This is a genomic window from Slackia faecicanis (assembly GCF_003725295.1).
In the GTDB taxonomy this organism is placed as follows: domain Bacteria; phylum Actinomycetota; class Coriobacteriia; order Coriobacteriales; family Eggerthellaceae; genus Slackia; species Slackia faecicanis.
The window spans coordinates 36,227-49,178 of the sequence record NZ_QICB01000002.1 but is presented as its reverse complement, the minus strand read 5'-3'; the positions used below and the strand labels follow the sequence as shown (position 1 = coordinate 49,178).

13 protein-coding genes are annotated in these 12,952 nt (G+C 61.8%); all 13 read left to right on the top strand.

What is annotated here, in order from left to right; genetic code table 11:
* Positions 1-264: 264 nt before the first annotated feature.
* Positions 265-2,889: a DMSO/selenate family reductase complex A subunit gene (locus tag DMP07_RS02835; protein WP_244594825.1), complete on the top strand. Its 2,625-nt coding sequence runs from the start codon at positions 265-267 to the stop codon at positions 2,887-2,889.
* A gap of 13 nt (positions 2,890-2,902) precedes the next feature.
* Positions 2,903-3,517: a 4Fe-4S dicluster domain-containing protein gene (locus tag DMP07_RS02830; RefSeq protein WP_123197656.1), complete on the top strand. Its 615-nt coding sequence runs from the start codon at positions 2,903-2,905 to the stop codon at positions 3,515-3,517.
* Positions 3,518-3,627: 110 nt separating this feature from the next.
* Complete coding sequence (locus DMP07_RS02825) at positions 3,628-4,296, top strand: TorD/DmsD family molecular chaperone (protein ID WP_123197655.1); 669 nt, start codon at positions 3,628-3,630, stop codon at positions 4,294-4,296.
* Between the two features lie 32 nt (positions 4,297-4,328).
* The gene (locus DMP07_RS02820) at positions 4,329-6,077 is read left to right on the top strand and encodes an ATP-binding protein (RefSeq protein ID WP_123197654.1); all 1,749 of its coding nucleotides are present in this window, start codon (positions 4,329-4,331) and stop codon (positions 6,075-6,077) included.
* A complete protein-coding gene (locus tag DMP07_RS02815; protein ID WP_123198019.1) occupies positions 6,052-6,753 on the top strand; it encodes a response regulator transcription factor in 702 nt (233 codons plus the stop codon). Before DMP07_RS02820 ends, DMP07_RS02815 begins: the two co-directional genes overlap by 26 nt.
* Before the next feature lie 90 nt (positions 6,754-6,843).
* Positions 6,844-7,326 carry a universal stress protein gene (locus tag DMP07_RS02810; protein ID WP_123197653.1) on the top strand — a complete coding sequence of 161 codons (483 nt, stop codon included), beginning with the start codon at positions 6,844-6,846 and terminating at the stop codon, positions 7,324-7,326.
* 446 nt (positions 7,327-7,772) lie between these two features.
* Positions 7,773-8,144, top strand: coding sequence for a 30S ribosomal protein S12 (gene rpsL / locus DMP07_RS02805; RefSeq protein ID WP_123197652.1), 372 nt, complete (start codon positions 7,773-7,775; stop codon positions 8,142-8,144).
* Positions 8,145-8,232: 88 nt separating this feature from the next.
* Entirely contained in the window at positions 8,233-8,703 is a 471-nt protein-coding gene (gene rpsG / locus DMP07_RS02800) for a 30S ribosomal protein S7 (RefSeq protein ID WP_123197651.1), read from the top strand.
* Between the two features lie 17 nt (positions 8,704-8,720).
* Positions 8,721-10,826, top strand: coding sequence for an elongation factor G (gene fusA, locus DMP07_RS02795; RefSeq protein WP_123197650.1), 2,106 nt, complete (start codon positions 8,721-8,723; stop codon positions 10,824-10,826).
* Between the two features lie 25 nt (positions 10,827-10,851).
* Positions 10,852-11,166, top strand: a complete 315-nt coding sequence (gene rpsJ / locus DMP07_RS02790) for a 30S ribosomal protein S10 (protein ID WP_425303982.1) — start codon at positions 10,852-10,854, stop codon at positions 11,164-11,166.
* Positions 11,167-11,178: 12 nt separating this feature from the next.
* Entirely contained in the window at positions 11,179-11,814 is a 636-nt protein-coding gene (rplC, locus tag DMP07_RS02785; RefSeq protein WP_123197649.1) for a 50S ribosomal protein L3, read from the top strand.
* A gap of 29 nt (positions 11,815-11,843) precedes the next feature.
* A complete protein-coding gene (gene rplD / locus DMP07_RS02780; protein ID WP_123197648.1) occupies positions 11,844-12,467 on the top strand; it encodes a 50S ribosomal protein L4 in 624 nt (207 codons plus the stop codon).
* On the top strand, positions 12,467-12,748 hold the full coding sequence (gene rplW / locus DMP07_RS02775; protein WP_123197647.1) for a 50S ribosomal protein L23: 282 nt from the start codon (positions 12,467-12,469) through the stop codon (positions 12,746-12,748). Before rplD ends, rplW begins: the two co-directional genes overlap by 1 nt.
* Positions 12,749-12,952: the final 204 nt, after the last annotated feature.

The window sequence follows — 12,952 nt, the reverse complement described above, 5'->3', positions numbered from 1 at the left end:
CGCCTGGCGTTCGGGCTGTGTTTACGGCAAAATCGCGTCCTTACGCCGGCGTTTCGACGTCGCTCGGCTTTGCCGTCGTGCTATCGCGGCCCCGAAGGATTTGACGCGGGTTTGTCGTGTCCTCCATCGACAAGCCGGACGCCGTTAATAAATCGATAAGATTTGAGCAATAAAAACGAAATATAAGCGGTATAGAGGTTCCTTGTGCGAGGGCATACACTCTTTCTTGCAGTGTTCTGCACGAGTGCAACAAGAGGGGGAATTATGCATGATGCACAGGGCATGGGTCTGAGCAGGCGTTCGTTCGTCGCTTGGGCCGGCGTTCTGGGCGCTGGAGCCGCGCTGAGCGGCTGCGCTCCCAAGGCCGCCGAGGATAAAACCGCTGAGGTCAACGAGGAAGTCATCGGTTCTCAGCCGTTCGAATTCGACAAAGAGGTCTGGGGCGGATGCCACGTCAACTGCGGCAGCCGTTGCCCGTTGAAACTCTATGTCAAAGACGGCACGGTGGTGCGCGTCGGAAACGACAACGAAGGCACCGATAACTTCGGTCCGGGCGAAATCTATCAGATGCGCTCCTGCGTGCGCGGCCGCACGAACCGCCAGCGTATCTACAACGCCACCCGTATTCAGAAGCCGCTCAAGCGCGTCGAGGGCACCAAGCGCGGCGAAGGCAAGTACGAGGAGATTTCCTGGGAAGACGCCATTCGCGAAATCGGCGACATCATGAAGGGCATCAAGGACGAATACGGCAACGACGCCTTCTATATTCAGTACGGCACCGGCCAGCTGGGCGGCACCGTGGCCAAGTCGTGGCATCCCGATGCCACCATGTTCGCGCGCATGATGAACTGCTGGGGCGGCTACCTGCGTCAGTATTGCGACTACTCCACCGGCCAGATCGACCGCGAGCTGTCCCTGTTCAACGGCGATTCCTATTCCAATAACGAGGTCACCGACCTGGTGAACTCCAAGAATATCGTGCTGTTCGGCAACAACCCGGCCAATACGCGCATGTCCGGCTCTGCCATGATGTATCTGATCACCAAGGTTCGCGAGCAGAACCCCGAGGCCAGCATCATCGTGGTCGACCCGCATCTGTCCGACACCGCCATCGGCGTGGCCACCACGTGGATTCCCATCCGCCCCGGCACCGACGCCGCGCTGGTCGCTGGCATGATTCACTATCTGTATACCAACGGCAAGCTCGACGAGGGCATGATCCGCGAGAAGTTCGTCGGCTTCTTCTCCGATTCCTTCGCCGCCGACGTGGCGGCCGCCGAGCCCACCGATCCGTCCATGTTCATGGGCGTCGATCCCACCGGCTCTCTGACCGTCGACGAAGACATGTCCTACGAGGCCTACCTCAAGGGCACGGGCGCCTACGCCGGCTCCGGCGAGAAGACCCCCGAGTGGGCCAGCGCCATCACCGGCATTCCCGCCGACACCATCCGCATGCTGGCCGAGGTGTTCGTCAACGGACCCACCGCCACCATTCAGGGCTGGGGCCCGCAGCGCCACTCCAACGGCGGCAACTCCGCCCGCGCCATCGGCCTGATCGCCGCGATCACCGGCAACGCCGGCATTTCCGGCGGCGGCACGGGCGCGCGCGAAGGCGTCGGCGGCGTCGGCTACAAGGTTCCCGGTTCCGTTCCGGTGTTCGCCGACAAGAACACCGTCGAGCCGGTCATTTCGTTCTTCGAGTGGTTCCGCGCCATCGAGGATTACAAATCCATGACCGACACCACCTGGGGCCTGCGTCGCGTGAACGAAGAGGGCGACACCGTGCATGCGGCCGAGCCGGGCGAAATCAGCCTGAAGGCCCCCATCAAGTTCATCTGGAACTACGCCAGCAACGTCATGATGGGCCAGCACGCCGACATCAACGACTGCCTGCGCATCTACAACCTGCCCGACGAGAAGGATTCCGGCCTGCGCTGCATCGTCACGTGCGACGTGTACATGACGCCCACCGCCATGATTTCGGACTACATCCTTCCTGGCACCACGAGCTTCGAGGAAATCGACGTCACCAAGGGCGGCAGCGCCTGGACCGGCTTCGTGCTTTGCGAGAGCCCGGCGATCGATCCGCTGTTCGAGGCCAAGCCGGTCTATGAGATCTGCACCATGCTTTCCGAAGAGCTCGGCGTCAAGGACGAGTTCACCGAGGGCAAGACGCAGGAAGACTGGGTGAAGTGGCTCTACGAGCAGGGCAAGGAGAAGGGCGCTGCTCTGCCCGACACCTTCGAGGAGTTCAAGTCGACCGGCCTGTTCAAGCAGACCGACGACCATGAGCCCGCCGTGGCCGACACTTCCGAAATCGCCACGCCTTCCGGCAAATACGAGGTGTTCTCCAAGCAGGTGTACAACATCTCCAAGCAGTGGGACATCACGGCCGCGGGCTACGTTCCCGAGGACGGCCTCGACCAGATCACGCCGTGCCCCGTGTGGTACGAAAGCTTCGAGAGCTTCGGCGATGCCGAGACCAAGAAGGAATACCCCTTCCAGCTCATCGGCCACCACACCAAGACCCGTACGCATTCGTCCTACGGCAACGTCGACTGGATGAAATCCGTCGCGCCCCAGCAGTGCTGGATCAACACCAAAGACGCTGCCGAACTGGGCATCGAAAACGACGACATGGTCATCGTGAGCACCAAGCGCGGCCGCACGCAGATCTCGGCGAAGGTCACCGACCGTATCATGCCGGGCGTCGTGTCCATCCCGCAGGGCGCCTGGTACGATCCCGAGACTCGCGATGCCGACAAGCTGGGCGACCCGAGCGTCTTGGACCGCGGCGGCTGCATCTCGGTTCTGACCTCGCAGCGTCCGACCGCCATCTCCAAGGGCAACGGCGTGCATTCCAACCTGTGCAAGATCGAGAAAGCATAAGGAGGCATAAGCGATGACTAAATACGGCTTTTTCGTCAACACCGATATCTGCACAGGCTGCAAGGCTTGCATGACCTCGTGCTTCGATCGCAACGACCTTGAGGTTCCCCAGAAGTTCCGCAAGGTGTACGAATTCGGCGGCGGCGATTGGACCGCCGACGAGTCCGGCGCATTCACCCAGACCGCATTCGGCTACTACGTCTCCATGACGTGCGGCCAGTGCGAAAAGCCCGCCTGCATGGCATCGTGTCCCACCGGCGCTTTGTCCAAGGATGAGGAGACCGGCATCGTCAAGGTCGATTACGAGCTGTGCACCGGCTGCATGAGCTGTGAGAAGGCGTGCCCCTACGGCCATCCCACGCAGATGTCCGACGGCTTCGCCCACAAGTGCGTCATGTGCACCGACCGCACCGAAGACGGCCAGCCCGACCCTGCCTGTGCGAAGGCATGCCCTGTGCGCGCCATCAAGTTCGGCGATATCGACGAGCTGCGTGCCGAATACGGCGACGTGTGCGCCCTGGGCGAGCTGGGCGACAGCACTCAGCCCAATGTGGTGTTCAAGCCGCACCGCGATGCGGAAAAGGGCGGCGTTCTCAAGAATCCCCTCGAAGTGAGCCACGAGCAGTAGGCTTACCCATATACCCCTCCTGTACGGAGGCGCGCCCTGCGCGCGCCTCCGTATTTTCGATATGATGATTCGCGCCGCCAAGGCGCGTTCTTGCATAGAAGGGACAGCAAATGACAAAGCCCTCTTCGGAAATCTTGATGGCCTGTCAGACCATGTGCGCGTTCGGTTCTTCGCTGCTTTACGAAGGTCCCGACCGCGAAAAGCTCACCGCTCTCGCGCAGGCGTCCGACCTGCTGCGCGAATCGCCGTTCGTCGCACTTGGAGACGGCACGGCCCTTCGTATGGCCGATGCCCTTCGCTCCGCCGCATCCGACGAAGCGGCGTTCGATGCGTTCTATCGAGACCTTCGCCAGGATTACGCGTTTCTGTTCTATATGGTGTCGGTGAGCAAAGCTTCTCCGTTCGAGTCGGTCTATCGCACCGATGACGCCACCATGTTCGGTCCCACCACGCTGGAAGTCCGTCACGAATACGAACGTTTCGGCCTGAAGCTTTCCGCGTCCGATTCGCAGCCCGACGATCATCTGGGCATCGAGCTGGCGTTTCTCGCCGAGCTGTTCGCCCGTGCCGAAGCCGCCGACGAGGCGCGGGCCGCGACGTTTCTCGATGCGGCATGGGGCTTCATGCACGAGCACGTGCTCGCGTTCTCGCACACGTATCTCGAGCAGGCGGCCCAGGCGGCCCGCACGGCGTTCTACCGCGACGCGGCGCGCCTGATCGACGCGGCGATCGACGAAACGGCCGCCGTTTTGGACGCCTGGCGCGGCCATAATAGATAGCGCATACGAAATCGCAACGGGGGAGGGGTTCGATGCGTGATTGGGGTCGCTCCCTGGGGGCGGGCGTCGGCCTGAAAACGAAGATTCTGGGGCTGCTTCTTGCGTCGTCGCTGCTGCTTCTGGGCGCGTTCGGCGTGTGGACCTACGCCATGCAGCGCCATGCCACCGAAACCGAGCTGGTGGAAACGTCGCGCGTCATGGTGGACGAGATGGACGCCGTTTGGGATTTCATCTCGCGCAACCAGAGCCGCATCGACCATACGAGCGACGGCACGTACGAATACAAGGGGCTGCACTGCGCCATCGTGGGCAAATCCGTCGCGGCCCTGTTCTCGCGCGATTCCGAATACAGCATGCGTTTCACGATGATCGACCCGCGCAACATCGCCAACGCGCCCGACGCCACTGAAACCGCGGCGCTCGAGATGTTTGCGGCCGACCCCGAGCTCGACGAATATTACGAGTTCGGCATGCGCGGCGACGAGCGCGTCTTTCGCTACGTGAGCGCCATGAAGGTCACCGAGCAATGCACGGAGTGCCACGGCGGGCCCGCGGGCGAAATCGACGTCACGGGGTATCCGAAGGAAGGCTGGGAAATAGGAGACCTTGCCGGCGCCACCAGCGTCACCATTCCCACGGCGCTCTACGATTCCAACATGTGGGGCGCCATCCGCTCTAATATATTGTTCTTCCTGGTGATCGTGGCCTGCATGAGCGCGGGCATCTACGTGGCGCTCGACCGGCTGGTGGTCAGGCCCGTGGCGGCGCTTTCGTCCGGATTGACTCGCGTCGGGGGAACGCAAGCGCACCGCGTGTCGTTGTTCGACGCGCACGGGGCCTACGCCACGTCCGAAACAGTCGAGCTGTTCGCCCGCTTCAACGAGATGTCCGAGCGCCTCGAGGTGCTCTACGGCGATCTGGAATCCCAGGTGGAAGAGCGCACGGAGCAGCTGCGCCGCGCCAACGAAGAGCTCGAGGCGCAGCGCGCCCACGTGGAGCGCGTGAACGAGCGGCTCAAAAACGAGAACAAATACAAGTCCGACTTCCTCGCGATCGTCAGCCACGAGCTTCGTACGCCTTTGACGTCGGTCATCGTGTTCGCCGAGCTGATGGAAGAAACCGTCGGCACGAACGACGAGCTCGCGCGCGAACAGCTTGAAGAGATACGTAAAAACGGGCGCATCCTGCTCGAGATGGTCGATAATGTGCTCGAGACGGCGCGGATCCAGGCGGGCTCGGAGCGCTTCAATCTCGAAGTGGTCGATATCGCCGACGTGCTGGGACAGGTCGAATCGTCCACGGCGGCCGTGGCGGTCCAGAAAGGGGTGCGCTTCTCGACGCGCGTCGATGCGGACGTCCCGCTTATTACGAGCGATTGGGAGAAGATGCGCCGTATCGTATCGAACCTCACGAGCAACGCGGTCAAATTCACCGACGCGGGCGGTTCGGTCGACGTGCATGCGTCGCTTGCGCCGGGCGGCGCGGAGGTGTCCGTCGCGGTGCGCGATACCGGCATCGGCATTCCCGAAGACAAGCACCGGCTGATATTCGAGCGCTTCACGCAGGAGAACATGTCCACCGTGAGGCGCTACGGAGGAAGCGGCCTGGGGCTTTCGCTCGTCAGAGACCTGACGGGCATGCTCGGCGGCCGGGTCGAGCTGAACAGCGAGCCGGGGAAGGGCTCGCTGTTCACGGTGTATTTCCCCGTGAACGAATCATGGCATGAACGCGCAGGGCAAGACGAAGGAGGGCGTCATGACCAAAATCATGCTGATCGATGACGACGAGAGCATGCAGATGCTCATAGGCCAGGTGGTCGCGCGTGCGGGATACGATTTCTGCTGCGCGTCGTGCGGGTACGAGGGGCTCGACATGCTGCGGCGCGAGCGCCCCGATTTCTTGGTGCTCGACGTCATGCTGCCCGATATCAACGGCTTCGACATCTGCCGCACCATCCGCGGCGAAGGGCGCCAGGTGCCGATCATGTTCCTTTCGGCCAAAGGCGATATCGTCGACAAGAGCGTCGGCTTCAAGGCGGGCGCCGACGATTATCTGGTGAAGCCCTTTCTGCCCGAAGAGCTGCTGCTGCGCATCGACGCGCACCTTCGCCGCCGCTCCGCCGACGCGCGCGCCCGCAAGCCCAAAGAGGCGGGCGTCTATCGGATCGGCGACCTGGAAATCTTCTTCGGGAAATACGAGGTGCGCCTGAAAGGCCGCCCCGTCGCGTGCTCGTCGCGCGAGTTCGAGGTGCTTTCGCTGCTCGCGGGCGATCCGGGCGCCGTGTTCACGCGCGACCAGATCCTTTCCGCGCTGTGGGAGGACGACTCCTCGGCCGACCCGAACACGATCACCGTGCTCGTGCGCAAGATCAGGGAGAAAATAGAGGAAGAACCTTCGAAACCGAAGTATCTCCTCACGGTTTGGCGCGTCGGGTACAAACTCGCCGATAGGCTCTAATTGGGGTCTTCCGTGTGGCCCTTCGAGGGGACAGCCGATTCGCGCGGTGGTAAAATAGGGGCGTGAAGAGGTGCTTTGAAAGGAGTTCACATGAAGTACTCGAACATCCTCGTTCCTTACGATCGCTCCGAATCCGCGAAGCGCGCCTTGACCACGGCGCTCGAAATGGCCGCCGATGCCGAATCGGCGAAAGTGACCGCGTTCTTCGCGTCTCCCGTGCCCGAATTCGAATCGTCTCAGTTCCTCGCCGCCGAGAACATGGCGGGCGTCGTGCGCGTTCCTCCCGAGGAGCTCGCGGCCATGCAGAAGGAATACCTCGATTACGAGCGCGGCCTTCTGGTGGAAGACCTCAAGGAATACGTCGGCGAAAACGTTCTTGCCGCAGCCGATTTGTTCCAGGTGGCCGTGGGGCAGGGCAAGCCCAGCAAGGCGATCCTCGATTACGCGGCCGACCACCAGTGCGACCTGATCGTCATGGGCTGTCGCGGCTTGAACGCCGTGGCCGGCATGCTCGGCTCGGTCAGCTACGCCGTGCTGCGCAACGCCGATTGCCCGGTTCTGATCGAGAAATAGCATCCTCGCCGCCGCCATCCGCGGTTTCGGCGGGCGCTGACGACGGCGTTTCAAGGGGTTCTGCATGTGTGCGGAGCCCCTTTTTCGCGCTTTGGGGCCCTTCGTCGCTCGTTTCGCGCCGCCAAGACCCATAAGAGCGAAAGGTTTTCAAGTTTTTTGGCGAAAATGATGGAGGAGCGTGCGGAATCGCGGGTTAATCATGCGAATTACCAGGCATTATGGCGAAAATATTAAGTAGATACACCCGGGCGCGTGGCGTTTGACACCCTTTGGTGCGGGTGTTAAAGTTCCACCTTGCGTCTGCAAAGGCGTTTGTTTTCGAGTACGTATGCTGCGTGACCGGAAGCAAGGAGAAGTCCTGTAGCGGGGTTCCAGGGTTGAACGACGAACCTCGACGCACGGCCGATCCGCCTGTAAGAAATAGGCGAAAGAAGAGGAGAACTACTTTGCCTACTATCAACCAGCTGGTCCGCAAGGGCCGCGCCAAATCGGTCGACAAGAAGAAGACCCCGGCGCTCAAGGGTAACCCCCAGAAGCGTGGCGTGTGCACCCGCGTGTACACCACCACCCCGAAAAAGCCGAACTCCGCACTGCGTAAGGTCGCTCGTGTCCGTCTCGTTAACGGCGTGGAAGTCACCGCGTACATCCCCGGTATCGGCCACAACCTCCAGGAGCACTCCATGGTGCTCATCCGCGGCGGTCGTGTTAGGGACCTCCCCGGTGTCCGCTACAAGATCATCCGTGCGGCTCTCGACTGCGCTGCAGTCAACAACCGCATGCAGGCTCGTAGCCGCTACGGCGCCAAGCGCCCCAAATAAGTAGGATTAAGCCGCGCGGGCCGGTAAGGAAATCGGCCTAATGGGCGCAAAGCCCCGAAGCGCGCACAGAACATGAAGGAGCATTCATATGCCGCGTCGTGCAGCAGCAGTCCGTCGTGAAGTTCAGCCGGACGCCGTGTACAACAACCGTTTGGTCACGCAGCTGATCAACAAGGTCCTCCTCGATGGCAAGAAGTCCATCGCCGAGGGCATCGTCTATGGTGCGTTCGACATCGTCGCCGCCAAGACCGAGCAGGATCCCCTGTCCGTCTTCAAGAAGGCCATGGACAACGTTCGCCCCACGCTCGAGGTCAAGCCGAAGCGTGTCGGCGGCGCTACCTACCAGGTCCCGATGGAAGTCAACCCCCGTCGCGCCACCACGCTCGCCATCCGTTGGATCGTGGACTTCTCCCGCAAGCGCAAGGAGCACACCATGGCTCAGCGTCTTGCCGCCGAAATCATGGATGCGGCCGAGAACACCGGTTCTTCGGTCAAGAAGCGTGAGGACCTCTACAAGATGGCCGAGTCCAACCGTGCGTTCTCGCACTATCGTTGGTAGGGAAGGGATTTACTACCATGGCTAAATCCAACGATCTTCAGAATACGCGTAATATCGGTATTATGGCCCACATCGACGCGGGCAAGACCACCACGACCGAGCGTATTCTTTACTACACGGGCAAGACCCACAAGATCGGCGAGGTTCACGAAGGCGCCGCTACCATGGACTGGATGGTTCAGGAGCAGGAGCGCGGCGTGACCATCACCTCCGCAGCCACCACCTGCTTCTGGAAGAAGGACGGTACCGAGTACCGCTTCCAGATCATCGACACCCCGGGCCACGTCGACTTCACGGCCGAGGTCGAGCGCTCTCTGCGCGTTCTCGACGGCGCCGTGGCTGTCTTCGACGCCGTTGCCGGCGTTCAGCCCCAGTCCGAGACCGTGTGGCGTCAGGCTAGCCGCTACGGTGTTCCCCGTATCGCCTACATCAACAAGTACGACCGCGTCGGTGCCGACTTCTTCCATGCTATCGACACCATGAAGGAGCGCCTGGGCGCCCCCGCGATCGCCGCTCAGATGCCGATGGGCGCAGAGGACAACTTCTGGGGCCTCATCGACCTGGTCGACATGACCGCTTGGGACTTCAAGGCTGACGAGAAGGGCATGACCTATCCCGAGCAGCTCCCCGGGATTCCCGCCGAGTTCGCCGAAGAGGCCGCTCTGCGCCACCAGGAACTCCTCGACGCCGCCGCCGACTGCGACGACGAGCTGATGGAGAAGGTCCTGATGGACGAGGAGGTCACCGTCGACGAGCTGAAGGCCGCCCTGCGCAAGGGCACCATCGCCTGCCAGCTGCACCCCGTCTTCGTGGGTTCTTCCTACAAGAACAAGGGCGTGCAGGAGCTCCTCGACGCCGTCGTCGACTACATGCCGGCTCCGACCGACGTTGCTGCCATCAAGGGCATCAACCCGGACACCGACGCCGAGGAAGAGCGTCCGAGCGATCCCAAGGCTCCGTTCTCCGCTCTGGCCTTCAAGATCATGACCGACCCGTTCGTCGGTAAGCTGACCTACCTGCGCGTTTACTCGGGCACCCTGGAGTCCGGCTCCTACGTGACCAACGCGTGCAAGGGCAAGAAAGAGCGCATCGGCCGTCTGCTGCAGATGCACTCCAACCAGCGCGTCGACATCGACTCCTGCTCCGCGGGCGACATCGTTGCCGTCGTCGGCCTGAAGGACACCTCCACGGGCGACACCCTCTGCGACGAGAACGCTCCGGTCATCCTGGAGTCCATGGAGTTCGCCGACCCGGTTATCGACATCGCCGTCGAGCCCAAGACCAAGGCCGAGCAGGACAAGATGGGCCTCGCCCTTCAGAAGCTCGCCGAGGAGGACCCGACCTTCCGCGTGTCCACCAACCATGAGACCGGCCAGACCATCATCGCCGGCATGGGCGAGCTGCACCTCGAGATCATCGTCGACCGCCTGCTTCGCGAGTTCAAGGTCGAAGCTAACGTCGGCAAGCCGCAGGTTGCTTATCGCGAGCGTCCGGGCAAGGAAGTCATGAACGCCGAGGGCAAGTTCGTCCGTCAGTCCGGCGGTCGCGGCCAGTACGGCCATGCGGTCATCAACATGTACCCGCAGGAGGCCGGCAAGGGCTACGAGTTCGAGAACAAGATCGTTGGCGGCGTGATCCCGAAGGAGTACATCCCCTCCATCGACAAGGGTATTCAGGAAGCCCTGAACTCCGGCGTTCTGGCCGGCTACCCGGTCGAGGACGTGCGCGTCGAGCTCGTCGATGGTTCCTACCACGACGTCGACTCCTCCGAGGCGGCATTCAAGGTCGCCGGCTCCATGGCCATCAAGGAGGCCCTGCGCAAGTCCAACCCGGTCATTCTCGAGCCCGTCATGGCCGTCGAGGTCGAGACCCCCGAGGAGTACACCGGCTTCGTTATGGGCGACATCCCGTCCCGCCGCGGCCTCATCCAGGGCCAGGAGCAGCGTGGCAATGCCGTTTCCATCAGCGCGAAGGTTCCTCTGGGCAACATGTTCGGTTACGCGACCGACCTGCGTAGCGGTACGCAGGGTCGTGCGACCTACACCATGCAGTTCGACTCCTACGAGCCTGTGCCCAAGGGCGTTCAAGAGGAGATCATCAGCAAGGCCGGCGGCAACGCCTAAGCCGAGCCTTTAATTCATGGAGGAAATGAAAGTGGCTAATCAGAAGATTCGCATCCGCCTGAAGGGCTACGACCATGAGATCGTGGACCAGTCCACCAAGCTCATCGTCGACACCGCCCAGAAGACCGGTGCTAAGGTTTCCGGACCTATCCCCCTGCCCACCGAGCGCAACCTGTACTGCGTCGTGCGCGGACCCCACGTGAACAAGGATTCCCGTGAGCAGTTCGAGATGCGTACCCACAAGCGCCTGATCGACATCCTGGAGCCGACCCCGAACACGGTTGATTCGCTCATGCGTCTCGACCTCCCCGCGGGCGTCGACATCGAGATCAAGCTGTAAGGAGTGTGTAGCATGATTAACGCGATTTACGGCAAGAAAATCGGCATGACCCAGTTGTTCGACGAGAACGACCGCGTCGTCCCCGTTACTGTCATCGTTGCAGAGCCCAACAAGGTCTGCCAGGTGAAGACCGCCGCCACCGACGGCTACGAGGCCGTCCAGCTCGGCTTCGGCGCTGTCAAGCAGTACAAGAGCGGCGAGTACAAGATCAACAAGCCCATGGCTGGCCATTTCGCCAAGCAGGGCACCGAGCCGACTCGCTACCTGCGCGAGGTCCGCGTCGAGAACGCGGGCGAGTACAAGGTCGGCGACCTCCAGACCGTCGAGGCTTTCGCCGACGTGAAGAAGGTCGACGTCACCGGTACCTCCAAGGGTAAGGGCTTCCAGGGCGTCATCAGGCGCTACGGCTTCGGCGGCGGCCCGGGCGGCCACGGTGCACACTTCCACCGTGCTCCCGGCTCCATCGGCCAGTGCGCTACGCCGTCCCGCGTCTTCAAGGGCGTCCGCCTTCCGGGTCACATGGGCTGCGATACCGTGACCGTTAAGAACCTCGAGGTCGTCCGCATCGACGCCGAGCAGAACCTGATTCTTGTCAAGGGCTCCGTGCCGGGCGGCAAGAACGGCATCGTCCGCGTTCGCATGGCTTAAGACCTTACCCATAAGAGGAGATCACCATAATGGCAAAGATTGAAATCAAAGATGCCAGCGGCAAGAAGGTCAAAGAGGCCGACTTGAACGCCGCTGTGTTCGGCATCGAGCCGAACGTGCATGTGATGCACACGGTCGTCCGTGCCTATCGCGCCGCCATGCGTCAGGGCACCCACGACACCAAGACCCGCGGCGAGGTCCGCGGCGGCGGCAAGAAGCCGTGGCGCCAGAAGGGCACCGGCCGCGCCCGTCAGGGTACGATCCGTGCTCCCCAGTGGGCCGGCGGCGGCACCGTGTTCGGTCCGCATCCCCGCAGCTACGAGTTCCGCGTTAACCGCAAGGAAGTCAAGCTGGCCATGCGTTCCGCTCTGTCCGCCAAGCTCGCCGACGAGCAGCTGATCGTGGTCGACGGCTTCAACTTCGAGAAGCCCTCCACCAAGGAAGCCGCCGCTGCGCTGAAGGCTCTGGGTTGCGACCGTCGCACCACCATTGTCGTGGACGACGAAGACGTCAACACCTACCTGTCTTTCCGCAACATCGAGCGCGTCAACATCATCCCCGTGTCCGCTGCCAACACTCTTGAGCTCGTGGACAACAAGGCCCTGGTGCTGACCGCTGCCGCTCTGGAACGCCTTGAGGAGGTGCTCGCATAATGAAGGATCCCCGCGAGGTTATCATTCGCCCGGTTATCACCGAGCACAGCTACGACATGATGTCCAAGAACACCTACACCTTCGAGGTTGCCAAGGACGCTAACAAGGTCGAGATTCGCCAGGCTATCGAGGCTATCTTCGACGTGAAGGTCGTTCGCGTGAACACCATGAACGTCAAGCCCAAGCCGAAGCGCGTTCGCTACCAGCAGGGTTACACCCGCAGCTGGAAGAAGGCCATGGTCACCCTGGCCGAAGGCCAGACCATCGAGCTGTTCGGCTAAGCCGGAAACGCTTGTTTTTCGAAAGGCTCCCGATTCGTCGGGAGCCTTTTTCTATGCCGTTCGGACGCGGGGAAACGCCGCTTGCCGTAAAAAAGAATCGCTCTTTTACAATTGTTTAACCGAGACGAAACGCAGCGGCATTTCACGGTAGACTAACGAAGTCTGCTGACAAGCCTATGCGGCTGGCATACATGCCGTTCGTCG

What these genes read in the sequence shown, in the direction of transcription:
- DMP07_RS02820 (WP_123197654.1), top strand. Translation starts at nt 4,329, where the DNA reads ATGCGTGATTGGGGTCGCTCCCTGGGGGCGGGCGTCGGCCTGAAAACG.
- DMP07_RS02835 (WP_244594825.1), top strand. Translation starts at nt 265, where the DNA reads ATGCATGATGCACAGGGCATGGGTCTGAGCAGGCGTTCGTTCGTCGCT.
- rplD (WP_123197648.1), top strand. Translation starts at nt 11,844, where the DNA reads ATGGCAAAGATTGAAATCAAAGATGCCAGCGGCAAGAAGGTCAAAGAG.
- DMP07_RS02830 (WP_123197656.1), top strand. Translation starts at nt 2,903, where the DNA reads ATGACTAAATACGGCTTTTTCGTCAACACCGATATCTGCACAGGCTGC.
- rpsJ (WP_425303982.1), top strand. Translation starts at nt 10,852, where the DNA reads ATGAAAGTGGCTAATCAGAAGATTCGCATCCGCCTGAAGGGCTACGAC.
- rpsG (WP_123197651.1), top strand. Translation starts at nt 8,233, where the DNA reads ATGCCGCGTCGTGCAGCAGCAGTCCGTCGTGAAGTTCAGCCGGACGCC.
- DMP07_RS02810 (WP_123197653.1), top strand. Translation starts at nt 6,844, where the DNA reads ATGAAGTACTCGAACATCCTCGTTCCTTACGATCGCTCCGAATCCGCG.
- rplW (WP_123197647.1), top strand. Translation starts at nt 12,467, where the DNA reads ATGAAGGATCCCCGCGAGGTTATCATTCGCCCGGTTATCACCGAGCAC.
- DMP07_RS02825 (WP_123197655.1), top strand. Translation starts at nt 3,628, where the DNA reads ATGACAAAGCCCTCTTCGGAAATCTTGATGGCCTGTCAGACCATGTGC.
- rplC (WP_123197649.1), top strand. Translation starts at nt 11,179, where the DNA reads ATGATTAACGCGATTTACGGCAAGAAAATCGGCATGACCCAGTTGTTC.
- fusA (WP_123197650.1), top strand. Translation starts at nt 8,721, where the DNA reads ATGGCTAAATCCAACGATCTTCAGAATACGCGTAATATCGGTATTATG.
- DMP07_RS02815 (WP_123198019.1), top strand. Translation starts at nt 6,052, where the DNA reads ATGACCAAAATCATGCTGATCGATGACGACGAGAGCATGCAGATGCTC.